Here is a 24,195-nt window from a genome sequence, read left to right as displayed (position 1 = left end):
CAGGAGCTGCGTATAGTAATGATATTTTCCGGTGCGTCAACGCTTGTGTGAAAATTTTTTTGTCTTTCAATAAGTTGCGCTGGTTTTCGGCTTTACGGGGGCATGGGATGGCCGCGACGGCGCTGCTATAATCGCGCAAATTTCCACCGCAACCCCTGTGAGGGAGGCCCCCTTGAGACCAAACCGCTGGTCCGCTCTGTTTATTGCTGCGCTCTGCGCGCTGTGCCTGTCCCTGTCGGCAGTTGCGGCGGTGGATGCGGAGCCTCTGTCGACACCGGAACTGGAGGCCCGTTACCGGGTGCTGGTCGAGGAGATGCGCTGCCCCAAATGCCAGAACCAGAACCTGGCGGGTTCTGACTCTCCGGTGGCCAACGATCTGCGCCGGGAGATTCGGCGCCTGCTGGAAGAGGGGTTCACCGACGCGGAAATTACCGACTACATGGTGGCCCGCTATGGGGACTTTGTGCTCTATCGCCCCCCGCTGCAGCGCAACACGGTGGCCCTGTGGCTGGCGCCGGGTGTTTTTGCCGCGTTGGGCCTGCTGGCGCTGGTGGTGATTGTGGTGCGCTCGCGCAGTGGGCGGGGCGCGGCTCAGGATAATGCTGAGCCCGGCTTGACCGATATTGAGCGCCGCCGCCTGAAAGAACTGCTCGGGGCGGATGCTGGCGAGAGTAACCGACGTGGGAAAGATGGCGATGACTGAACTCTGGTTGGCGATGGCCGTGCTGGCGCTGGCGCTGGCGTTTGTGATGTTGTGGCCCGCAGTGCGCGGCGCCGGGGTCGAGCGCAGGGGCGGCAAGCGCCACACCCTGGCGGCGCTCTACCGGGAGCAGCAGGCGGAGCTGCAGGCATCCCTGCAAAGCGGCGCGATTGATCGTGAGCAGTTTGCGCAACTGGAGGCGGAGATGGCCCGCAACCTGCTGGCGGCAGAGGCCGAAGACGCCGGTCGGGCTGGCCGCGGCAGTGGCCGCGCACTGTTGATCGGTCTTGCGGTATTGCTGCCGCTGGCTGCCGGTATCCTTTATTTGCAATCCGGTCATTATCAGGGGCTGCAACTGCATCGCGACCTGCTGGCCAGCCAGCAGGGGGCGGCTGATCCGGATGCGGAAAAGGCGCTGACGGAAAAGCTGCAGGCCTGGACCCGCGCCAACCCGGATGACCTGACCAGTCGCTATGTACTGGCGCAGCGGCTGATGGCCGCCGGTGACCTGCCCGCTGCGGTGGCGTCCTATCGCTATGTTTCGGAGCGCGAGCCGGGGGCCGCCGATGTCAAGGCGCAGCTGGCTCAGGCGCTGTTTTTTGCCGCGCAGTCAAAGATCACCGATGAGGTGAAGCAGCTGGTGGATGAGGCGCTGGCGGTGGATGCCGACAATGGCACCGCGCTGGGGCTCGCTGGCATCGCCGCCTTCGAGGCGCGGGATTATCGCGCCGCCCGCGAGCACTGGCAGCGCGCGCTGAGCCGTTTGAGTCCGAGTTCCATGGCGGCCCAGGCGCTGGCGGCGGGTGTGGCCCGTGCGGAGCGCGCGCTGGGCGAAAACGCTGGTGAGAGTGCGGCGCTTGGTGAGGTAGGCAGTGAGCAGGATAGTGCGGTGAATGGTCGGGCTGCCTCCGCCGCAGTCGGGGACGGCCCGGCAATCCGGGTGAAGGTAAGCCTCGCCGAGGGTGTCTCCGCTCCGGCGGATACGCCGGTATTCGTCTACGCCCGCAGCGCGGATAGCCCGATGCCGCTGGCCATCGTGCGCTTGCAGGCCGGTCAGTTGCCGCAAGAGGTGGTGCTGGACGAGTCGCGGGCGATGATGCCGAGCCGCTCGCTGGCCGCGGTGGACAGTGTTCAGCTGGTGGCTCGCCTGGCCCTGCACGGCGATGCCAGGCCCGCCCCCGGCGACTGGCAGGGTTCCATTGAGGCGCTGCCGGAAGCGCGCTGGGGCGAGCCGCAGGAGATCCGTATCGATCGCGAGTTGTGAGGCCGCGGTGGCGGCAAATTAGCGCTGAAACCAGTGACGCCCCCATGTACAATCGTCGTTTGGTCTGGCCACAGCTCGCCGACATAAAACCAATACCGAGTTACAGAATACATGCGTCTGAAGTGCATCAAGCTTGCGGGTTTTAAATCTTTCGTTGACCCGACCACTGTCCATTTTCCTTCCAACCTCAGCGCCGTGGTGGGCCCTAACGGCTGTGGCAAGTCGAACACCATCGACGCCGTGCGCTGGGTGATGGGCGAGTCGTCCGCAAAAAACCTGCGCGGCGACTCCATGACCGATGTGATCTTCAACGGTTCCAGTGGCCGCAAGCCGGTGGGCCAGGCCTCCATCGAGCTGGTGTTCGATAATTCCGAAGGCAAGCTGACCGGCGCCTACGCCGGCTTCTCCGAGATTTCCGTCAAGCGCCGAGTCACCCGCGATGCGCAGAACACTTATTTCCTCAACGGCGAAAAGTGTCGCCGCCGCGATGTAACCGACCTGTTTCTCGGCACCGGTCTCGGTCCGCGCAGCTACGCCATTATTGAACAGGGCATGATCTCCAAGCTGATCGAGGCCAAGCCCGAGGACCTGCGTGTCTATATCGAGGAAGCCGCCGGTATTTCCAAATACAAGGAGCGCCGCCGCGACACCGAGAACCGCATGCGCCGCACCAAGGAAAACCTGGAGCGGCTGACCGATATCCGCGACGAGCTGGACCGGCAGCTGGCCCGCCTGGAACGCCAGGCCGCCGCCGCCGAAAAGTACAGCCGCTTTAAAGCAGAGGAGCGCTCCCACAAAGCGCACCTGCAGGCGCTCAAGTATCGCGACCTCAATGAACAGGCCAAGGCGAAGGAGCAGCAGATCGGTGAGCTTGAGCTGACCGTGGAAGAGCTGGTCACCCGTCAGGTGAGCTGTGACACTGAAATCGAACAGAAGCGCGTGGGTTATCACGAGCTGTCGGACGGTTTCAATGAAGTGCAGGGGCGTTTCTACGCGGTCGGCGCGGATATCGCCCGTATCGAGCAGAGCATCTCCCACGCCCGCGAGCGCAACAGCCGCCTGCAGTCGGACATACAGCAGACCGAGCGGGAATTCCAGGAGGCCGAAACCGGGCTGGCGTCCGATCAGGAAAAGGCCGAGCAGTTCGATGCGGAGCTGGAAGTGATACTGCCGGATCTGGAAATGGTGCAGGCGGCGGAGGAGGAGTCCGCCGAGGCGCTGCTGGCTGCCGAAGAGCTGATGCGCGAATGGCAGAACGAGTGGGACCAGTTCAACCAGGGCGCGTCCGGCTCCCGCCAGAAGGCCGAGGTGCAGCAGTCCCGTATCCAGCATCTGGAAACCTCCCGCCAGCGCCTGCAGGAGCGCATCAACAAATTGCAGGCGGAGCAATCCGGGCTGCAGGAAAGCGGCGATGACGAAGAATCCGAGCAGCTCGGCGAGGAGCTGGCGGAACTGGAAATGCAGGCGCTGGAGCGCCGCGAGTCGGTTGTCGAGAAAAACGAAAAACTCGGCGAGCTGCGCAGCCGCGACCGCGAGCTGGGCGGCGAGCTGGACCAGCTGCGCCTGCAACTGCAGACCTCCCGAGGCCGCCAGGCATCCCTGGAAGCCTTGCAGCAGGCCGCGCTGGGGCAGGGCAAGGCGGTTGAAAACTGGCTGCAGCAACAGGCCTTGGCCGACAAGCCGCGTCTCGCCGACCAGATCAGCGCCCGCGCCGGCTGGGAAAAGGCGGTGGAGACAGTGCTCGGCGCCCAGTTGCAGGCCGTGTGTGTGGAGCGGCTCGACAGCCTTTCCGCCGCACTCGGCGACCTGGAGAGCGGCCAGGCGGTCTTTATTGATGGCGGTGTGGTTAGCGCTTCCGAACCCGGAGCCCTGCCGCCTCTGGGTGCGGTGGTGGAGGGGCCGGAGTCCCTGTCCGGTGTGCTCTCCGGCATTTATACCGCCGACGACCTCAACGGGGCACTGGCGGCGCGCACTCAGCTGAAGGCCCACGAATCCATTGTGACCCGCGACGGCCTGTGGCTCGGCCCCAACTGGCTGCGGGTCAGCCGCGCCAGCGATGCGGAGTCCGGGGTGCTGGCCCGCAAGCAGGAGCTGGAGGAGCTGGAGCAGTCCCTCGCCACCTGCGAGGAACAGATTGAAAAGCTGGCGGCGGAACGCGAACAGGTCCGCGCACAGCTGGCAGAACTCGATGAGGCCATCGAGCAGGCGCGCAACGAGGTGGAGCAGTTCAGCCGCCGCGAGGCGGAACTGCGCAGCCAGCTGTCTGCCCGCCGCGCCCGCGCCGAGCAGATGAGTGAGCGCCGCAGCCGGGTCGAGCAGGAGCTGGCCGAGGTCAGCGAGCAGCTGGAACTGGAGGCGGAGTCTCTGTCTGAAGCGCGCCTGATGCTGCAGGAAGCGCTGGAAGCCATGAGCGACGACACCGACCGCCGCGAGACCCTGCTGGCGCGCCGCGACGAGTTGCGCGAAGCGCTGGATTCAGCCCGCCAGCGCGCCCGCGAGGACAAGGACCGCGCCCACGAACTGGCCATGCGCGAACAGTCTGTGCGCACCCAGAAAATTTCCCTGGAGCGCACCCTGCAGGTGATGCGTGAACAGGTTGAGCGGTTGCGCAGCCGCCGTGAACTGCTGCAGGAGCAGATGGAGGAGGCCCAGGACCCGTCCCAGGACTACCAGGCCGAGCTGGAAGAAAAGCTGGCCAGCCGTCTCGATGTGGAGGCGGAACTGGCGGATGCGCGCAGGAAACTGGAAGAAGTGGAAAGCGGCCTGCGCGAGCGCGAGCAGGAGCGCCATAAGGTCGAGTCCGCCCTGCAGGGGGTGCGCGCCCAGCTGGAGCAGGAGCGCCTGTCCGCGCAGACCCTCGAGGTGCAGCGCAACGGGCTGGTGGAACAGCTGCGCGAGAGCGACCACGATATCGAGCGCGTACTGGAAGAACTGCCGGAAGACCTGACGATTGCCATGGTGCAGGAAAACCTGGAGCTGGTGGCGGCGCGCATTGCCCGCCTGGGGGCCATCAACCTGGCCGCCATCGACGAATACCAGCAGGAGTCCGAGCGCAAACAGTATCTCGATCGCCAGTACGGCGACCTGATCGACGCGCTGGAGACGCTGGAAAACGCCATCAAGAAGATCGACCGGGAAACCCGCACCCGCTTCAAGGAGACCTTCGATCAGGTCAATACCGGTCTGCAGGAGCTGTTTCCCAAGGTTTTCGGCGGCGGTCACGCCTATCTGGAGCTCACCGGGGAAGACCTGCTGGATACGGGGATCGCCATCATGGCCCGCCCCCCGGGCAAGCGCAACAGCACCATCCACCTGCTGTCCGGTGGCGAGAAGGCGCTGACGGCCATCGCGCTGGTATTTTCCATCTTCCGCCTGAATCCGGCGCCTTTCTGTATGCTCGACGAGGTGGATGCGCCGCTGGACGATGCCAACGTGGGCCGCTATGCGCGCATGGTGAAGGAAATGTCCCAGCACGTGCAGTTCATTTACATCACCCACAACAAGATCGCCATGGAAATGGCGGATCAGCTGCTGGGTGTCACCATGCACGAGCCGGGGGTTTCCCGTCTGGTATCGGTGAACGTGGAAGAGGCCGCCGAGCTGGCTTCGGCTTGAGGGCGCGTACGGGAGAGGCGCGATCATGGGCAACTGGCTGATTACAATTCTGGCTCTGATTCTGCTGCTGGCGGTGCTCGACGGCGCGCGCAGGGCCTATCTGCGCCACCGGGCGTCGCTGCGGGAGTCCGAGCAGCTATCCCGGGCCATGCACGGCGAGCTCTACGCCGATGAAGAAAATGAAGCCGGTAAAGCAGCTGGCAGCGGAGCTGCCAAGAGCCATCAGGCGGTAAAAAGCGACCCGGGAGCAAAGCGCGATCCGGGCGTAAAGCGCGACGGTGATGCCGGCGCTGCAGGCGATAGCCGCAAGGCGAAGCTGATCCCTTCGCGCAAGTCGAGACTTGCCGCGAAGAAGGCCGAGGCCGAGGAGGACTATGTCGACCCGGAGGAAGAAGCCAAGCGCCGCCAGATAGCTGCCGAGTTGCCCGGCAGTGTGCGCGTGGTGCAGCGCCGCGCCTTTGAGGAGGCGCTCACGGTTAATCGCCAGGTGCAGGAGAGCTTCCTGTCTTCCCGCAAACCCCACTCGAAAAACCAGCCCCAACGCCAGGTGCCGGAGCAGGCGTCACTCAACCTGGACGAGCAGGTGCCGACGCTGATGGATTCTGTACCGCTGGACGACCGCCTGGAGCCGGAACTGGATGAGTCCGCAAGCCTCGACGCGCTGCAGGCAAAACCCACGGCGGATGTGGACGTGGCGCGTGAGGTCGAACCGAGTGCCGCTGAACAACCGGCGCCGCAGGAAGCCGCCGCGCGCCCGGCGTCACAAGAAACTGCGGCCGGGCAAGTGCCCGTGGCGGGCGAGCAGCGGAACCCGCAGGTATCCCGCCGCGAGTGCGGGCCAGCCGCTGCCGCGCCGCTGCCGCAATCCCGCGCCCAAGAGAAGCCGGCGAGCCAGTCAAAAAGCGCTCGCCGGGAGCGCGGTAACGCCGAAGAAGTGCTCATCATCAATATCATGGCGCCCGAGGGAGATTACTTCGAGGGCAATGACCTGCTGCGGGTTCTGCTGTCGAGCGGCTTGCGCTTCGGTGAAATGAATATTTTCCATTACCACCAGGATGGCGCCGACGATGGCCCGGTGGTGTTCAGCCTCGCCAATATGGTGGTGCCGGGTGTGTTTGACCTGGGCCAGATGGAGGACTTCGCCACCCCGGGAATCAGCCTGTTTCTGGCCCTGCCGGTGGAGATGGAGGCGATCCGAGCCTTCGAGCTGATGCTGTCGGTATCCCGTGAAATCGCCACCCAGCTCGGCGGCGAACTCAAGGACGAAAACCGCAGCGTGTTTACCGCCCAGACTGCCGAACACTACCGCCAGCGGGTGGTGGAATTCCGCCGTCGCAAGGCCCTTGCCCGGGCGCTCGCCTGAGGCTTCGACACCGCCCCAGGCGGCTGGCCCGGCATCCCCGCCGGGCTGTGATTCCCTGTGAAAATTTATTCAGGCTTCGCTGAGAAACGATGACCACCAACAATGTCCCGGTAGAAAAACGCCAGCGCGCGCAGGAGTTACACGAGCTTCTGCAGCGGGCCAATTATCAGTATTACGTGCTCGATGCGCCGGAGTTGCCGGATGCCGAGTTCGACCGCCGTATGCGTGAGTTGCAGGATCTGGAAGCGGAGTATCCACAGCTGGTTTCCGCCGATTCCCCCACCCAGCGCGTGGGCGCGGCGCCACTGACGGCATTTGCCGAGGTCCAGCACCAGATTCCCATGCTCTCTCTCGACAATGCGTTCAATGACGATGAGCTGCGTGAGTTCGACCGCCGGGTGCGCGAGCGACTCAACAATCCGGATGCGGTGGAGTATGCCTGCGAGCCGAAACTCGATGGCATTGCCATCAGTCTTCTCTACCGCGACGGTGTGCTGGAGCGGGCCGCGACCCGGGGCGATGGCACCACCGGCGAAGACATCACCCAGAATGTGCGCACCATCGGCTCGGTGCCGCTGCGCCTGCGTGAGCAGGATGTGCCGGCAGTACTGGAAGTGCGTGGCGAGATTTACATGCCCAAGGCGGGCTTTGCCGAGCTGAACGAGCGGGCGCGCAAGGCCGGTGAGAAAACCTTCGTCAATCCCCGCAACGCCGCCGCCGGCAGCCTGCGACAGCTGGACTCCCGCGTCACCGCGCAGCGACCGCTGGAACTCTGTGCCTACGGCACGGGCCTGGTTGAGGGGGCGGAGTTGCCGGACCGGCACAGTGAGGTTCTTGAGCAGTTGAACCGCTGGGGCTTTCGCATCAACCGCGAGATGCTGGTGGCGAAAGATATCGACGCCTGCATCGAGTACCACCGTCAGCTGGGCGAGAAGCGCGCGGGCCTGCCCTACGATATCGATGGCATCGTGTTCAAGGTCAACAGCATCCCGCTGCAGCGCCGTCTCGGCTTTGTCGCCCGCGCCCCCCGCTGGGCCATGGCCTATAAGTTTCCCGCGCAGGAGGAAATGACCGAGCTGCTGGATGTGGAGTTCCAGGTGGGCCGCACCGGCGCGGTGACGCCGGTTGCCCGCCTGAAACCGGTGTTTGTGGGTGGCGTGACCGTGTCCAACGCGACCCTGCACAACCGCGACGAGATCCAGCGCCTCGGGGTCAAAATCGGCGATCAGGTGGTGGTGCGGCGGGCCGGTGATGTGATTCCGCAGGTGGTGTCGGTGGTGGAGAGCAAGCGGCCGGCAGATGCCCGCGAGATCCTCTTCCCGGATCACTGCCCGGTGTGCGGCTCACCGGTGGAATCCACCCCCGGCGAAGCGGTGGCGCGCTGCTCCGGCGGACTGATCTGCAGCGCCCAGCGCAAGCAGGCCATCAAGCATTTCGCCTCCCGCAAGGCCATGGATATCGACGGCCTCGGTGACAAGCTGGTGGAGCAGCTGGTGGACGAGGGCCTGCTGCATTCGGTTTCCGGCCTCTACCACCTGAGCCGCGAGCAGCTGGCGGGGCTCGAGCGCATGGGCGAGAAGTCGGCGCAGAACCTGCTGGAGGCCCTTGAGCGCAGCAAGGACACCACGTTGCCCAAGTTTCTCTATGCCCTCGGTATCCGCGAAGTGGGCGAGGCCACGGCGCGCAACCTGGCCCGCCACTTTGGTGACCTCGAACCCTTGATGCAGGCCAGTGAGGAAGCGTTGCAGGAAGTGGAGGATGTAGGCCCGGTGGTCGCACACTTCGTGGCCGAGTTTTTCCAGCAGCCCCACGCCCAGGAGGAAGTCGAGGCGCTGCGACAGGCTGGTGTCCACTGGCAGCCGGAAGTGAGCGACGGCGAGTCGCAGCCCCTGGCCGGCCAGACCTGGGTGTTGACCGGCAAGCTCGAGTTGCTGTCGCGCAGTGAGGGCAAGGACTACCTGCAGCGCCTGGGCGCCAAGGTCGCCGGCAGCGTGTCGGCGAAGACCGATACCGTGGTCGCCGGCCCCGGTGCCGGGTCCAAACTGAACAAAGCCCGCGAACTGGATATTCCGGTGCTCGATGAGGAGGCTTTCCTCGTGCGCCTGCGGGATTACGGTATCGAGATCTGAGTGGCTGTGCGCTGACAGGTGAGGGCTGGAGTGTTTTTTCTTCTCTGTGTGAAACCGGATCTGGCTTTATTGCGCCACCGCCGTTAAAGTGGATGATCCTGAGAATTTTGGCCGGGCAGTTTTTGCCCCGCCGCGCGGTACTGAGGAAGGAACAGGTGGGCGATCAGGAATCCATTGTTTACGGCTGCATTAAAGACAGTAACAGCCTCGCTGGTGGCGCTGATCGTCGGCGTGTCAATCGCGAGGCGGTGCTGTCGCTGCCCAGTGCCGATGAGTGGCCTTTTCTGTGCCGCGATATGTTCTCCGTCCCCACCATCAAGGTAAAGCAGTCCCAGTACCAGACCGATGTGATTCATTTCGGCGCTTCCTATCGTGCGGTGGAATATGAGTGGCGCCACTGGATCGAGAAGTTTGAAGAGCTGCTGAATAAAATGTACTGGGTGTCGGCGACGGTCCACCTGGAGACAGAATTGTCGGGTACCCATTCTTTCACCTGGGAGGTGCCGGGTCTTTACCATGAACCGGGCTGTGGCGATATGCAGGTTCGCTGTGAGTGGACCCAGGAAGGGCGGGTGAGTATTTAGCCTGCGGTTTTCCCCTTAGTTTTCCTGCTCCTGCTCCTGCTCCTGCTCCTGCTCCTTCTCCTTCTCCTGCTCCTCGTTTATTTTCCACTTTATTTTCAGGTTGCCTACCTGGCGTTTTTAGACTTCCTCAATTACAGCTATTTTTTGCTTGCAGCTTTCTTTTAGTGACACTTCTCTTTTTAGCTGCGGCTCCCTCTTCAGTTACAGGCCCTCTTCAGATACAGATCCCATTACCACTCTTTGCCGTTGCGTCTCGTCCTCGCTGCGCGCCAAAATTTTACCCGATTCGTGGGCATTATTTTCGCCGCCCGTGTTGCAGCTATTTCCTGGTGTCTCTTCCCTGGTGCTTCTCTGCTAGCGCTTCTCTCCTTGTGTCACTGGCGATTTTGCTGATTTCCTGACCTGCTCCCATTATCTGCCCTTGTTCTGAGCCTGCTCCGCCGGCTTTGTTTGGCGTCGTCCTTTGCCGCTCTGGTGGCGGGAATTTGACTGTGTGATAACCGGTGAGGCGGGTGCCGCTGTGGTGTGGACCCGCTCCTGCCCCCATTGCTACCCTGTTTATTCTGTTGGCGGTGTTGTGGGTAAAGCGTTGTGGGAAATAGGGCCTCTGTAACGGCTATCCGCTACCCGGCGCTTTCAATTTCACGAAATAGGGTGCACGCAAATGACGGGCGAGAAATTTCGGACGGAAAAAGACAGCCTGGGAGAGGTGCGGGTACCCGCGTCGGCCCTTTATGGCGCGCAGACCCAGCGCGCGCTGGACAATTTTCCGCTGAGTGGCGTGGGCCTGCCGGAGGCGTTTATCCGCGCGCTAGTACTGATCAAGCAATCCGCCGCCGAGACCAATCGGGAGCTGGGACTTCTGCCGGAGGAAATGGCGAGGGCGATTATCGATGCCTGTGCCAGCCTGACGGAGGAGGATTATCGCCGGCAGTTTCCGGTGGATATCTACCAGACCGGTTCGGGCACCAGCACCAATATGAACGTCAACGAGGTGCTGGCCCATATCGCCCGGCGTGATAGCGGTCTGGAGGTCAGCCCCAACGACCATGTGAATATGGGGCAGAGCAGCAACGATGTGATTCCGACCGCCATTCATGTGTCGGCCCTGCTGGCGCTGCGCGACGGGCTGCTGCCGGCCCTGGCGCACCTGCACGGCACGCTGCTGGAAAAAGCCCGCTCCGTGGAGGGGGTGGTGAAGACAGGCCGCACGCACCTGATGGACGCCTTGCCGCTGACCCTTGGCCAGGAGTTGCAGGCCTGGTCGGCGCAGGTGGCCCATTGCCGCGACAGGATTCTCGATACATTGCCGCGGCTTTCGCAGCTCGCCCAGGGCGGCACGGCGATTGGCACGGGGCTGAATGCACATGCGGGATTCGCAGGCCTGTTTGCGCAGAAGCTGAGCGCCAATAGCCGTCATCAGTTTGCGCCGGCGGATAATTCGTTTGCGGCCATCGCCAGTCAGGATACGGCGGTGGAACTGTCCGGCCAGTTGCGGGTACTGGCGGTGGCGCTGATGAAAATTGCCAACGACCTGCGCTGGATGAACAGTGGCCCGCTGGCGGGGCTGGGAGAGATCGAGCTGCAGGCCCTGCAGCCGGGCAGCAGCATCATGCCGGGCAAGGTCAACCCGGTGATTGCCGAGGCGGTGGCCATGGTGTCAGCCCGGGTGATGGGCAACGACACCACGATCGGGGTGGCGGGGCAGAGCGGTAACTTCCAGCTCAATGTGATGCTGCCGCTGATCGCTCACACGCTGCTGGAGAGCATCCAGCTGCTGAGCCACAGTGCCGGGCTGCTGGCTGACAAGGCGATCGCCACCTTTGCGGTCAACGTGGGCAATATCGAGCGGGCGCTGTCGAGGAACCCCATTCTGGTAACGGCCCTCAACCCGGTGATTGGTTACAGCAAGGCCGCTGAGATCGCCAAGGAAGCCTACCGCAGTGGCAGGCCGGTGCTGGATGTCGCCCGGGAAATGACGGACCTGGATGAAGACAGGCTCAGCAAGCTCCTCGACCCCGCCAGGCTGGTATCCGGAGGGCTGGTGGGCAGTGATGAAGAAGACGCAGACCCAGGCGCAGATTAGCTGGGCCGGTGAGTTGGGCCGGTGAGTTGGGCCGGTGAGCCGGACAAGTGAGCAGAAAGGGTGAACCGCGCAGTTCGCCACTCCGCAGTGGCCTCAGGTCAGTATCAGTAAGCCGAGAAGGAGGGCGCCGATCAGGGTGGCCAGCGCGACTACCAGCGCAAAGAGCCGGCGCAGTGTGGCGCGGTCTTCGCTGCGATAGATTAGCCGCCTGTGCATGGAGCCCTCCGAGGGGGGTTGCGCTCGGGTCGTTGACACCCGGCGGTCGATGCCTCACGATGCCGCGCCGCACGGGTATCGTCCTGTGTACCTCAAGCCTAGTGTCGCCATGAATTGGCGACCAAGCGTTCATATTTAATCCGGAATTGAGGCGAGGCATGACCAAAAAAAATCGACGTTCGTTTGCTATCAGCGTGCTCGCCTGCGCTGCATTCGTGGCGGCGGCCATCTGGAGCTGGGATCTGCCGGTGGCCGATGTGCTGGCCTACCTCGCGCTGTTGCTGGGGTTTCTACTGGTTATTATCGCCGCGGCCTTCGGCTTCGGTGCCCTGTTGAGCTGGCTGCGCGGGCGCAAAAAATAAATGAGCGCGCTGGATAAGGATATTCGCATTCCCATCGCCTATCTGGAGCGATTGCTCGATGAGGCGGCCCGGCACGGCTGTCGCCGCGAGGAGCTGCTGGCCGCGGTGAATATCAGCGAGGAAGAGCTGGTGGGAGCCGCGGCCTTCTCGGCGCTCAAGTACGGGCGCCTGTATCAGCGGGTCATGTGGCAGGTGCAGGATGAGTGGTTCGGCATGCTGAGCGGCGGCCGGGTGCGCTCCGGTTCCTTCCGCCTGCTGTGCCTGACCGTGGTGAACTGCGCCACGGTCCGCCAGGCGATCACTCTCAGTGCGGAGTTCATGGAGATCTGCCGGGGTTTCAAGGTGAAGCCCGTGCTGGAATCCGCCGGCGAGGGGCGCGAGCGGGTGGCGATTCGCGGTATCAGCTCCCTCAGGGACGGCGAATACGAGCGGCTGATAGCCGAAACTTCCCCCAGCGTCATTCGCACCACACTGGCGGTCTGGCACCGTTTTTATTGCTGGCTGGTCGGTCGGGAAATACCGCTGGCGCGCCTGCACTTTTCCTTTCCCTGCCCGGAGGAGTTCCAGACCCTCGCCCAGAGCGAGGCCGGGGAGCTGATGTTCGAGCAGCCCTGCAATGCGCTCGAATACGACAGTCGCTACCTGGACTACCCGGTGGTGCAGAACCCGCAGACGGTGGAAGACTTTATCCGCACCGCTCCCTATCACCTGGTGATCAGTGATGGCAGCGCCAACAGTATCAAGACCAAGGTCAAGACGATCCTCAATCGCGATGTGAGCGAGTCCATGCCGGCGGCGGAAGTGGTGGCCGAACGCCTCAATATGTCGGTGACGACGCTGCGCCGCCGCTTGCAGCAGGAGGGTACTTCCTACCAGAAACTGAAGGACGAATGCCGCATGGAGGCCGCCTTCCATTACCTGAGCTGCCCCGATCTCTCCAATGCGCAGATTGCGGAAATGCTCGGTTTTGATGAGGCCAGCGCCTTTTTTCGCGCCTTCAAGAAGTGGACGGGGATTACCCCCGGGGAATATCGCAGTCGCAAAGCCGGCTGAGATTCGCTATTGTCGCCACTGCCGGTGAGCGGCCCTCGCCGCCTGCCCGGCTGCTCAGCCCCTGACCAATCCTGCTATCCAGCCTCTATCCCGCCTAGATTTGTTACCGCTTTGGACGGATTTCGCCATAGAGCAAATTTGTCCATTGCTACTATGATGAACGAAACCTTAAAACTAGTCACAAAACTGACTGGGTAGTTTCAAATCCGGTCGGTGAACAAACAGCGAACTGAGGGTAGCAGGATGACTGATATCAAGATTCCATTGCGCGACATGCGTTTTGCCATGCGCGAGCTGTTGGATTGGGACCAGCATTACGCCTCCCTGGGATACGACGAAGCCTCCCCGGATGTGGTGGATGCCATTCTGGAAGAGGGCGCCAAGTTCTGTGAAAACGTGCTGGCGCCCATCAACGCCGTGGGCGACCAGCAGGGTTGCACCTGGAAAGACGGTGAGGTGACCACGCCGGACGGCTTCAAAGAGGCCTACCAGCAGTTCGTCGAGGCCGGCTGGCCGTCTCTCGCCCACGCTCTCGAACACGGTGGCCAGGGCCTGCCGCAGTCCCTCGGCACCATCATGAGCGAAATGGTCGGCACCACCAACTGGTCCTGGGGCATGTACCCGGGCCTGTCTCACGGCGCCATGAACACCCTTGAGGCCCACGGCACCGAGGAGCAGAAGGCCACCTTCCTGACCAAGCTGGTCGAGGGTACCTGGACCGGCACCATGTGCCTGACCGAGCCGCACTGTGGCACCGACCTGGGCATTCTGCGCACCAAGGCCGAGCCCAATGCGGACGGTTCCTACGCCATCACCGGCACCAAGATCTTTATCTCCGCTGGTGAGCACGATATGGCGGAGAACATCATCCATATCGTACTGGCGCGCCTGCCCGACGCGCCGGCGGGCACCAAGGGCATCTCCCTGTTTATCGTGCCCAAGTTCCTGCCTAACGAAGACGGCTCCCTGGGCGAGCGCAACGGCGTGGTGTGCGGCTCCCTCGAGCACAAGATGGGCATCCACGGCAACGCCACCGCGGTGCTGAACTTCGACGGCGCCAAGGGCTTCCTGATCGGCCCGCCGAACAAGGGCCTCAACTGCATGTTCACCTTTATGAACACCGCGCGCCTGGGCACCGCCCTGCAGGGCCTGGCCCACGCAGAAGCGGGCTTCCAGAAGTCCCTGGCCTACGCCAAGGATCGCCTGCAGATGCGCTCCCTGTCCGGGCCCAAGAACCCCGACGGTGTCGCCGATCCGATCATTGTGCACCCGGACGTGCGCCGTATGCTGCTGACCCAGAAGGCGTTCGCCGAGGGTGGCCGTATGCTGGTGCTGCTGTGTGCCCAGCAGGTGGATCGCACCAACAAGGGTTCCGAAGAGGAGCAGAAGGAAGCCGAGGAACTGCTGGCGTTCCTGACGCCGATCGCCAAGGCTTTCCTGACCGAGACCGGCTTCGAGTCGGCCAACCTGGGCCTGCAGTGCTTTGGCGGCCACGGTTACATCACCGAGTGGGGAATGGAGCAGAACGTGCGCGATGCGCGCATCGCCACCATTTACGAGGGTACCACCGGTATCCAGGCGCTCGACCTGCTGGGCCGCAAGGTTCTGATGAGTCAGGGCGAGCTGCTGCGCCGCTTTACCAAGATGGTGCACAAGTTCTGCCAGGCCGAAGCCGAGGACGAAACGCTGGCGCCGTTCGTGGCCAAGCTGCAGGAGCTCAACAAGGAGTGGGGCGACCTCACCATGCACGTGGGTGCCAAGGCGATGGAAAACCCGGACGAAGTGGGTGCGGCCTCCGTCGACTACCTGATGTACTCCGGCTACGTCACACTGGGTTACCTGTGGGCGCGAGCGGTCAAGGTGGCCAGTGAGAAGCTGGCCGCCGGTGAGAGCGAGGCGGAGTTCTACCGCGCCAAGCTGGCGACTGCGCGTTTCTACTTCGATCGGATTCTGCCGCGCACGGCTACCCATGCCGCTGCGATGAAAAGCGGTGCGCAGAACCTGATGGAACTCGACGCCGAATACTTCGCCTTCTGAGGCTGAGTACCAATGAAAACCGCCGGCTGTTGCCGGCGGTTTTTTTATGCGGACCCACAGCGCCATTGCGTTGGCGGGGTCTGCATTTTCTGCTCTGCCAATATTTCCCGCTTTAGACGTAGGACCGCATTATGCAGTTGCCGGCCGCCGTTATTGAGCGCCTTCAAAGGCTCTCTTGTTTGCACCCACTCACTCGGGTACAGTTCCGGCTTCCGGATGCCAGCGACTTTTACGTCGCGCTGCCCCCACTCGGTGAGGACTTGGCAGTCACTTCAGAGTTCGGTCAGGCCAAAGCGCCGCAACTGGTTCTGGAGATGTCCGAGCGCACTCTGCAGGCGATATTGGCTGGCACGCTGAGCGCGCGGCACGCGTTCCTACTCGGCGATCTCTGCTATAGCGGAGACCGGGATCTGGCCGCGGCACTGGCAGACCTTTTTCCGGCTGCCTGAGCCTCAAATTCCCCAGGGTGAAAAGCCCGCGAGGGAGGATAAAAACCCCGCCGCAGAAGCGGTATTTGGGGCGATAAACCCCGGCGAGGCAATTAATTCACCGCCGGGGCACGTATAGACAATAATTAACCGATCCGTAACGCCGTAAGTCGGCTATAAACGGACTGAGAGAAAACAACAACAGGACCGGGAGAAGAAATTTGGACCTCGACCGCAGCATCATTGACGTATTTTCCGACGCCTGCGCCAAGTTCGGTGACAGGCCCGCATTTACCTGTCTGGGGCATACCCTGTCCATCTCCGATATCGACAAGCTGAGCGGCCGCTTTGCTTCCTACTTACAGAACCACACCAGCCTCAAGCCCGGCGATCGCATCGCCGTGCAGCTGCCGAACGTGCTGCAATATCCGGTTGTGGTATTCGGTGCCCTGCGCGCCGGTCTGGTGGTGGTCAACACCAACCCGCTGTACACCCGTCGCGAGCTGAAGCACCAGCTCAACGATTCCGGGGCCAAGGCGCTGGTGGTGCTGGCAAATATTGCCGATACCGCCTCCCAGGTGATTGAAGAGACCGGCGTGGAGCAGGTGATTGTCAGCGAGATCGCCGACCTGCACAGCCCGATCAAGCGTACCCTGATCAACAGCGTGGCCAAGTACGTCAAAAAAATGGTGCCGGAGTTTTCCTTCGGCAACCAGGTGAACTTCCGCGATGCCATGAACCTGGGCGGCAAGCAGCCCCACAGCGACGTCAAGCGCACCCCGGAAGATATCGCAGTGTTGCAGTACACCGGTGGCACCACCGGGGTCGCCAAAGGCGCCATGCTCACCAACCGCAACCTGGTTGCCAACATGGAACAGGTACGGGAAGCGCTCGGAGAGTCCATCAAAGAGGGCGAGGAAACCTACATCGCGCCGCTGCCGCTCTACCACATTTACGCCTTTACCATTCACTGCATGTCCCTGTTCTCAACCGGAAACCACTCGGTACTGATCCCGAACCCGCGCGATATTCCGGCTTTCGTGAAGACCCTCAAAGGGCTGCGTTTTACCGGTTTTGTCGGCCTCAACACCCTGTTCAATGGCCTGATGCGCAATCCGGATTTCGCCGAGCTGGATTTCAGCCGTCTGCATACCACCGCTTCCGGTGGCATGGCGCTCACCCGCGATACCGCCAAGCGCTGGGAAGAAATGACCGGCTGTGTAGTGACCGAAGGGTACGGCATGACCGAAACCTCCCCGGTAGTATCCCTCAACCCCGCAGAAGCGGTGCAGTTGGGTACCGTGGGCAAGCCGGTGCCGGCCACCGAAGTCAAGGTGATCGACGAGAACGGCAACGACCTGCCCAACAACACCCCCGGCGAGCTGTGCGTTCGCGGCCCGCAGGTGATGAAGGGTTACTGGCAGCGTGAAGAAGCCACCGCTGAAACCATCGACAGCGAAGGTTGGCTGCGCACCGGCGACATGGCAGTGATCCAGGACGACGGTTACATCAAGATTGTCGATCGCAAGAAAGACATGATCATCGTGTCCGGCTTCAACGTCTACCCGAACGAGATCGAAGACGTGGTCAGCGCCCACGACAAAGTGACCGAAGCGGCGGCCATTGGTATTCCCGATGAGAAGAGTGGCGAGATCGTGAAAATCTTCGTGGTGAAGGCCGACGATGCCCTGACAGAAGAGGAACTGATCGCTTATTGCCGCGACAACCTGACCGCTTACAAGGTGCCGAAGCAGGTGGAATTCCGTGACGACCTGCCGAAGACCAATGTCGGCAAGATTCTGCGTCGGGAACTGCGCGACGAGGAATTGAAAAAGATCGAGGCGCTGGAAAACGCCTGATAAAAGCGTTTTATCCGTGTCAAAAAAACCCGCTGCCAACAGCGGGTTTTTTTATGTGTGTCATTTTCTGCTGGCGGGCTTTTGGGCGCGATTGCAAAGTTTCAGCGGGCCGATCAAGGCCGGCGACGGGTGCTGACCGCGAAAGGTCCGCGAACGGATGCTGGTTGAACCCGATAGAGATCGAGAAATGGATATTGGTCGAAAGCGGATAGAGGTCGACAAGCGGAGGGAAGTTGAAAGGCGGACAACGGTCGGGGCAGAGACTCTAGGCAGACACTCTAGGCTTTTGCTCCTGTCGCCAGTAATCCCCATGCTGTATTCGCGCTCAATGAACACCACCGAGCCGCTCCGGTTTTGTAAAAGACATGAAGAGCTGGAAGTCGTCAGAAGGAAATAGCCAGAAGTGAGCAGGAAGAAAACAGTCGAGCAAGCCCACTCATGGAAATTTTCCAGCAACAGCAAAATGGCAGACGGTAGATAAGGGCAGGAATTGGCGAGAGGGCGGGGGGAAGTCGGCTGCGAGACAAGAATTCCTCAGCCTGGAGTTGTGCGGTGCGAACTTAAAAAAAACCCGGCAACGCCGGGTTTTTTTATGGGGAACAGAGCCGTTATTGGCGGGCTTCGGCGCTCGCATCGCGGGCTGCGCGGAACTCGTTGCCCGGATACCAGTTGGGCCAGTCGCGGCTGTTGGCGAGCTTCAGGCCCAGCTCCAGCCCCAGTTGCAGGTCCATGGCCGTGCCCTCCAGATTCCACTCCGGATCATATTCGTCGGCGGGCTTGTGGTAGGCGTTGGCGAGGTATTCCTGTCCCTTGGCGCGAACCCACTCGCGGTCTTTATCGATGGAGTCGGTGCCGGACTTGAAGTACAGCATCGGCACGCCTTTTTTCGCCAGGCTGAAATGATCTGAGCGGTAGAAATAGCCGCGCTCGGGGTGCTCCTCCGGTGCCAGATAGCGTTCCTGGCCCTTGGCGGCGGTCTCCAGCATGGGTTCCAGTTCACTGTTGCCGTAGCCCACAACAACCACATCGCGCATGGGGCCGAGTACCCCGAGGGCGTCAAAGTTGATGCCGGCAACGGTCTTCTCCAGTGGCACGACCGGGTTGGCGGCATAGTACTTGGAACCGAGCAGGCCGGATTCCTCGGCGGTGACGGCGACGAACAGCAGGGAGCGGTCTGGCCGCTCGCCCAGTGCCATAGCCTGACGGGCGATGGCGATCAGGCCGGCGGTGCCGGTGGCATTGTCGACAGCGCCATTGAAGATATGGTCTTCGCCCTGGGCGTTGCCATCGGAATGGTCATGGGCGCCGAGGTGGTCCCAGTGCGCGGTGTAGATCACCGCTTCCTCGGGGTATTTCTTGCCCGCCAGCTTGGCGACCACGTTGCGGGAGTCGGAAGTGCGCAGGCTGTTCTCCAGCGCCACGCTGGCGGTGAGGCCCAGCGCCTTGGGCTTGAAACCGCGCTGGTGGGCGGCGGCGACTTCGCTGTCCATATCCAGGCCGGCGGCTTCGAACAGTGTGCGGGCGGCGTCCTGGGTGATCCACGATTCCACCGCTACGCGGTCGGCATTCTTGTCTGCCGCCGCAAGGCTGATCTGAGCGCCGGACCAGCTGCCGCTGACCACTTCCCACGGATAGCCGGCGGCGCCGGTCTCGTGAATGATGATGGCACCGGCGGCGCCCTGGCGGGCAGCCTCTTCAAACTTGTAGCTCCAGCGGCCGTAGTAGGTCATGGCATTGCCGTTGAAGAGGTTATCGTCCTGAGTGGCATAGCCCGGGTCGTTGACGAGGATGACGGCGGTTTTGCCTGTCATATCCACGCCGGCGTAATCGTTCCAGTCGTTCTCCGGCGCCACGATACCGTAGCCCACGAACACCAATTCACTGTCTTCAATGGCAGAGGAGGGGGTCTGGCGCTGGGTGAAGGCTACCATGTCGCCGAGGGGCTGCAGCGCCTGCTCGAAACCCTTGCCGGAGATGGTCAGGGGTGTGGACTGGATCTGCATCTCCACCACCGGCACGCTCTGGAACCAGCTGGGTTCGCCGTCGGCATCGCTGGCACCGGGTTCCAGCCCCAGGGCCGCGAACTGTTCGGCCAGATAGTTGACGGTAAGCTCTTCGCCAGCGGTGGCCGGGGCGCGGCCCAGGAATTCATCGGAGGCCAGTACGGCGATGTGCTGGTGCAGTTCATCTGCCATGACCTGAATCTGGCTGTCGGCAGAGGCCGCATCTGCGGGGGCTGGGGCGTCTTTGCCGCAGGCGCTAAGGCTGGCGATGGCCGCGGTCAGGCCGAGTCCGCGCCAAAAGGGGGAAATTTCCATGAGCTTTACCACTAATCTTCTTTATCAGCGGATAACTTATCAAAAAGAGTGGTTGCGACCGAACGATTCTGTGCTGAATATCCGCCCGCTGGCAGAGGATCTGTTTATTTGGATGGTATCTGGCAGCAGCCCCCGCTGCTGCCTGTAGTAGCCTTCTTATATGGCCTGAATATAAGCCTGCATCGCTCTGGGCCTGCGGGCCCTGCCGATCACAGGACTTTCAAAGTCTCCCGGATCGGGAACAGAATGTCCCGGGCGAGTTGCTGGCAGCGTGCCGGCGACCAGCCTTCGACGGGGTCCGGCAGGTTGTCATTGTCCTTGAAGGGCATTTCCAGGGTGAGCGCCAGGGTGCGGAACTGGTGGCCACACCAGTTGGTGCCAACGGTCATATTGGCCTCGCCGGGCTTGTCGAGGTCATAGCCGCGCTCGGTCTGGAAGTCGGGGCTCGCCGCCACAAAGGCTTGTTTGAAGGTTTTCTCCAGCATCGCATGGCGCTCGTCGTAGCCGGGCACTCCTTCGCTGCCGGCCACAAAGTTGAAGGGCAGGGCCTCGTCGCCGTGAATATCCAGGAAGATATCGCCGCCCAGCTCCAGCATCTTCTGGCGCACCAGATAGACCTCGGGGCTGCGCTCCATGCTGGGCTCCAGCCACTCGCGGTTGAGGTTTGCTCCGGCCGCATTGGTGCGCAGGTGGCCGCGCACACTGCCGTCGGGGTTCATGTTGGGCACCACATGGAAGACGGTGTCCTGCAGCAATGCGCGGGCGGACGGGTTGGCCGCGTCCAGCAGTGCTTCCAGAAAGCCCTCCACAAACCACTCGGCCATGGTCTCGCCGGGGTGCTGGCGAGCAATCATCCACACGCGGTGCTTGGCGGTCTCTGCATTGCCGATAGTGAGCAGAGTCATGTCGCGGCCGTCCAGGGTCTGCCCCAGGGTTTCCACATCGACCTGCTCACTGCCCTGGGCCCAGCCGATCAGGTCCAGGTGGCGCTCCCAGGAGAAGGGGGCGAAATAGGCCAGGTAAATGCTCGGCTGCTCCAGCTCGACGGTGAAATCCAGCACTTCGCCATCGTACTCGGCGCCGATGCGGAACCAGTTCTGGCGGTCGTAGGAGGCGCAGACGCGGTAATTCTGCCAGCCTTGCGGATAGGCGGCCTTGCCGGCATTGACGATGCGCAGCGGATACTGGCTGCCCGCCTCACCCTCGAGTCGGAAATGGAACCACTGGTAAAAATCGGAATTGTTGTCGCGTCGGATGGCCAGCTCCACAGGATGGCTGTCGGCGTTCACGACCTCGATATTGCCGCTGTCAAAAGCGCTGCTGATATGCATTAAGGGGGACTCCCGTTCGATCAATCGGGCAAGGATACAGGCAAGCGAAGGCTTTTTGCAGGGCTGCTGTTGCCTTGCCAGTGGCGCCTTGCTGATGGCGCCTTGCTGATGCGTCTTGCTGATGCGCCTTGAGGCGCAGGCGGCAGGCAATAAAAAGCACGGTACCGCGAACGATACCGTGCCTCTTAGCCAATCCCTGGCGGCACCTGCTGCGACTACTGCTCCTTCGAATTTCCGGTGGTGAAACCCTGACGACTACTTAACTGCCTTGGCCAGATCACAAGCGCACGATCCCGCACTGTCAGAAATCGGTTACTGCTCCCTGACATACCGCAGCTGGTGCTGATTAAAGTTTAGCCAGCGCGAGGTGGCTGCAGGCTGCAAGAGGGATAATTGGCGCTGGAGTGGTCAAGTTCTCAACCCTGTCTTCCAGTGCAGACATTGGGGAGCACAACACAGCCCAGCGCGACACAGATCGTTTCCTTATCGCTTTGCGACCTGTACCCCACAGGCCGGGCTGGCGCCACTTTCCGCATGGCCAGCCTTTCGGTAAGCTTGGGGCAATCTCCGGGCACCCCTAAACGGGCCGTTATCCCACCGCCAGGGCAGCCCGGCCGATACCCTCGGCAGAGAGACCACAGAAGAAAGACTACCGAAGATCACACAAGAGAGATCACAGAAATGCATAAGAAAGTGAAACGCGGCATCGCCGCAAGTTGCCTGCTCGCCTTCGCCGTCAACCTGACCGCCTGCGGTTACTTCCTCTACCCCGAGCGTCAGGGGCAGAGCGGCGGGCGCATCGATCCCGTGGTTGTGATTCTCGATGGCGCCGCGCTGCTGTTCGGCGTGCTGCCGGGTATCGTCGCCTTCGCGGTGGACTTCACCAATGGCACTATCTACCTGCCCGCCGGAGGCTCCTCCGCCATCGACCGCCACCTGAGTGCGGTGGGCGAAAACGACAGCCGCACCGTGATCGATCAGGATGGGCAATTGTGGGTGGAGCTGCCGCTGGAAGAAAAGGCCGCTCAGGCTGAGCAACTGCAGAAACTGAGCGCGGCCCTGTCCGGCGCCACCGGCACGCAAGTGGCCCCAGCCGATATCGTCTGGCTCAAAGACATGGCGGCCCTGCGCGCAGTCTCGGTTCAGGCCACCGCAGCCCTCTGATTTCCCTCTCCTGATTAGCCCGCGCCCCCGAGGCGTGGGCTGTCGTTCCGCCGATACTTGGGCGCAATGCCTATCACAGCCCGCCCCGAAGATACCTGCTGTACGCCTTGTGGTGGACTACTAATCCCAGACAGCAGTTTGGGTGGTGAAGTCGCTGTTCGAGACAGAGATGTCCATTGAGTCGGCCGTTATAATGCTTCAATCGCGACTTCAAGCTGGAGATAGCTCGTCTCGCAAGTGCAGTCATGCCCCCGGGGGATTGTAGTGCTTGGGAATTAGATGCCGCCTCTGTTTGACTTTGGTGTCCGTCAAAGCGGGGGAAGATCATTTGTCCCTAGCAGAACTTTGTTAGGCTCTCAAATCTGAAACTACTGTGGTCTCTATATCTGGCAAATCCTTAACAAGCTTTGCATAAGCTAGAGACATGCTACCTTCTTCTATATCTGAAACTTTCCACTGGCCATTGCTCATAGTCAGAGACCAGATCGTTCCCACTTCTTTGTATCGTTTACTTCCCTCAACAACCTTCCCAGACCTTAGATCTTCTAGATAGTCCTTCATCTTCGCTTCAATTGAAATAACAACCATCGAATCTTCATGTTCTTGGCCATGGTTCCTATGCACAAAGAGCAGAGGTTTGATATTAGTTATTTTCTTCACATCACATATGTTCTTTAAACCTTCTTTTTTCCATCTTTCTAGATGCGCCAACTGTTGATTTTGCCAATACCAGTCTGTCATCCACTCTTTAACACCAGACAGGTCTTCATCCTCCCAGCCTGAGTGAACACGAAAAAAGCAGTCTTTTACTCTTTCTTGTATTTTTAACCACTCAAATTGTGAACAATGCGCAGCCATAAAGCGTAGATCTTTCCGAGCTCTTCGCTCGGATAGCTTTTCACGTAGCAGAATGTATGTGATCAAAGGAAGAAAAATTATCGTCAATGACCCGAGAGCAATCCGACCCCAAAATGTTTCGAAAGCAGCGCTTGCGATTTTTCCTCCAGGCCCAGCAAAGGCGGGCTCAGATAGTAGAAATATTGAAGTTACAATTAATGCAGCTATTACAAATCTATTCTCATTCATATCTGTTCCTTCTTTGGTTGCTGGTCTTACCCACAAAAAGTCGACACTCTAACTATGCGCATTTGCGCTCATACTCTGCTGGAATTTTGTAATCCAGTGTAGAGGGGTAGAACCCCAGTCCGACAACATGCGCTTGCTAAGAGGCATTGGCACTCTCTGTCTCATTTAATTGCCTTAAGGCAAAATCACCCCGTTCAGATACGGCGTGTGAGTTATCTGAAGCAAAACGTTCAGCAAAAACTCTGGCTTTTATACCTAGATTGTCCATTTCTCTTGTGAGAATTTCTGCTGAAACACGCCTGACAGTGGATGAACGATCTTCAGATGACTCTTTTAGTAAGTCTATTAGCGGGGTGTGAATTTCTAGGGAAGCTCTGAACAACTCATGAATTTCCACGCCGCTTTCCGAAGCCTCTATTTATTGGCTTCTGGGGTGGAAACCCCCTGTGTATTCCTCTGTTTTCCGTCCGGTTTTTGCTTTTCAGCAAACTCCAGACGGAGTTATCCCGTTATGTCGTCCTATATGAATCTGCCCGCAGCAGATTGGTAAAGCCCGCTAGCAGATACAGTCGATTCGTATTCTTCGCCAAACCGCGATAG

Annotated in this window: 18 protein-coding genes; 13 read left to right on the top strand and 5 right to left on the bottom strand. The window is 61.1% G+C overall.

Annotated features, from left to right (window positions below; translation table 11 throughout):
- Window positions 1–172 precede the first annotated feature (172 nt).
- The 7 genes from ABEA58_RS12460 (at window position 173) to ABEA58_RS12430 (ending at window position 11,741) form a co-directional block, all read left to right on the top strand.
- Window positions 173–703: a cytochrome c-type biogenesis protein gene (locus ABEA58_RS12460; RefSeq protein WP_345551981.1), complete on the top strand. Its 531-nt coding sequence runs from the start codon at window positions 173–175 to the stop codon at window positions 701–703.
- Window positions 696–1,964 carry a c-type cytochrome biogenesis protein CcmI gene (gene ccmI / locus ABEA58_RS12455; RefSeq protein WP_345551980.1) on the top strand — a complete coding sequence of 423 codons (1,269 nt, stop codon included), beginning with the start codon at window positions 696–698 and terminating at the stop codon, window positions 1,962–1,964. Before ABEA58_RS12460 ends, ccmI begins: the two co-directional genes overlap by 8 nt.
- Window positions 1,965–2,075: 111 nt before the next feature.
- On the top strand, window positions 2,076–5,579 hold the full coding sequence (gene smc, locus ABEA58_RS12450) for a chromosome segregation protein SMC (RefSeq protein WP_345551978.1): 3,504 nt from the start codon (window positions 2,076–2,078) through the stop codon (window positions 5,577–5,579).
- A 25-nt stretch (window positions 5,580–5,604) separates the two neighbouring features.
- Window positions 5,605–6,942, top strand: a complete 1,338-nt coding sequence (gene zipA, locus ABEA58_RS12445) for a cell division protein ZipA (protein WP_345551976.1) — start codon at window positions 5,605–5,607, stop codon at window positions 6,940–6,942.
- 89 nt (window positions 6,943–7,031) lie between these two features.
- Window positions 7,032–9,071: an NAD-dependent DNA ligase LigA gene (gene ligA, locus ABEA58_RS12440; RefSeq protein ID WP_345551974.1), complete on the top strand. Its 2,040-nt coding sequence runs from the start codon at window positions 7,032–7,034 to the stop codon at window positions 9,069–9,071.
- Window positions 9,072–9,163: 92 nt separating this feature from the next.
- Window positions 9,164–9,655 (top strand): hypothetical protein, encoded by a 492-nt coding sequence (locus ABEA58_RS12435; protein WP_345551972.1) that lies wholly within the window; start codon window positions 9,164–9,166, stop codon window positions 9,653–9,655.
- A gap of 664 nt (window positions 9,656–10,319) precedes the next feature.
- Window positions 10,320–11,741: a class II fumarate hydratase gene (locus ABEA58_RS12430; RefSeq protein WP_345551971.1), complete on the top strand. Its 1,422-nt coding sequence runs from the start codon at window positions 10,320–10,322 to the stop codon at window positions 11,739–11,741.
- Between the two features lie 93 nt (window positions 11,742–11,834).
- On the opposite strand, the gene ABEA58_RS12425 is transcribed toward ABEA58_RS12430, so the two are convergent.
- Window positions 11,835–11,957 (bottom strand): hypothetical protein, encoded by a 123-nt coding sequence (locus ABEA58_RS12425; RefSeq protein ID WP_345551969.1) that lies wholly within the window; start codon window positions 11,955–11,957, stop codon window positions 11,835–11,837.
- Window positions 11,958–12,115: 158 nt separating this feature from the next.
- On the opposite strand from ABEA58_RS12425, the gene ABEA58_RS12420 reads away from it, so the two are divergent.
- The 5 genes from ABEA58_RS12420 (at window position 12,116) to ABEA58_RS12400 (ending at window position 17,696) form a co-directional block, all read left to right on the top strand.
- Window positions 12,116–12,319 (top strand): hypothetical protein, encoded by a 204-nt coding sequence (locus ABEA58_RS12420; protein WP_345551967.1) that lies wholly within the window; start codon window positions 12,116–12,118, stop codon window positions 12,317–12,319.
- Window positions 12,320–13,372 (top strand): AraC family transcriptional regulator, encoded by a 1,053-nt coding sequence (locus ABEA58_RS12415; RefSeq protein ID WP_345551965.1) that lies wholly within the window; start codon window positions 12,320–12,322, stop codon window positions 13,370–13,372.
- A 243-nt stretch (window positions 13,373–13,615) separates the two neighbouring features.
- The gene (locus ABEA58_RS12410) at window positions 13,616–15,409 is read left to right on the top strand and encodes an acyl-CoA dehydrogenase C-terminal domain-containing protein (RefSeq protein ID WP_345551963.1); all 1,794 of its coding nucleotides are present in this window, start codon (window positions 13,616–13,618) and stop codon (window positions 15,407–15,409) included.
- 179 nt (window positions 15,410–15,588) lie between these two features.
- Window positions 15,589–15,858 carry a hypothetical protein gene (locus ABEA58_RS12405; protein WP_345551961.1) on the top strand — a complete coding sequence of 90 codons (270 nt, stop codon included), beginning with the start codon at window positions 15,589–15,591 and terminating at the stop codon, window positions 15,856–15,858.
- Window positions 15,859–16,058: 200 nt separating this feature from the next.
- Window positions 16,059–17,696: an AMP-binding protein gene (locus tag ABEA58_RS12400; RefSeq protein WP_345551959.1), complete on the top strand. Its 1,638-nt coding sequence runs from the start codon at window positions 16,059–16,061 to the stop codon at window positions 17,694–17,696.
- Window positions 17,697–18,304: 608 nt separating this feature from the next.
- Here the strand turns inward: ABEA58_RS12400 and ABEA58_RS12395 are convergent.
- Both ABEA58_RS12395 and ABEA58_RS12390 read right to left on the bottom strand, forming a co-directional pair.
- Window positions 18,305–20,014 (bottom strand): M28 family metallopeptidase, encoded by a 1,710-nt coding sequence (locus ABEA58_RS12395; protein WP_345551958.1) that lies wholly within the window; start codon window positions 20,012–20,014, stop codon window positions 18,305–18,307.
- A 209-nt stretch (window positions 20,015–20,223) separates the two neighbouring features.
- Window positions 20,224–21,345: a M14 family metallopeptidase gene (locus ABEA58_RS12390; RefSeq protein ID WP_345551957.1), complete on the bottom strand. Its 1,122-nt coding sequence runs from the start codon at window positions 21,343–21,345 to the stop codon at window positions 20,224–20,226.
- A gap of 681 nt (window positions 21,346–22,026) precedes the next feature.
- On the opposite strand from ABEA58_RS12390, the gene ABEA58_RS12385 reads away from it, so the two are divergent.
- Complete coding sequence (locus ABEA58_RS12385) at window positions 22,027–22,509, top strand: hypothetical protein (protein WP_345551955.1); 483 nt, start codon at window positions 22,027–22,029, stop codon at window positions 22,507–22,509.
- Between the two features lie 348 nt (window positions 22,510–22,857).
- Here the strand turns inward: ABEA58_RS12385 and ABEA58_RS12380 are convergent, their stop codons facing one another.
- Window positions 22,858–23,595 (bottom strand): Tim44 domain-containing protein, encoded by a 738-nt coding sequence (locus ABEA58_RS12380; protein WP_345551953.1) that lies wholly within the window; start codon window positions 23,593–23,595, stop codon window positions 22,858–22,860.
- A 136-nt stretch (window positions 23,596–23,731) separates the two neighbouring features.
- On the bottom strand, window positions 23,732–23,992 hold the full coding sequence (locus ABEA58_RS12375) for a hypothetical protein (protein ID WP_345551951.1): 261 nt from the start codon (window positions 23,990–23,992) through the stop codon (window positions 23,732–23,734).
- Between the last annotated feature and the right edge of the window lie 203 nt (window positions 23,993–24,195).

The sequence above is a fragment of the Microbulbifer aestuariivivens genome, from assembly GCF_039545115.1.
Classification (GTDB): Bacteria; Pseudomonadota; Gammaproteobacteria; order Pseudomonadales; family Cellvibrionaceae; genus Microbulbifer; species Microbulbifer aestuariivivens.
The sequence above is the reverse complement of the archived record's forward strand: the minus strand, read 5'-3'. Positions and strand labels throughout refer to the sequence as shown.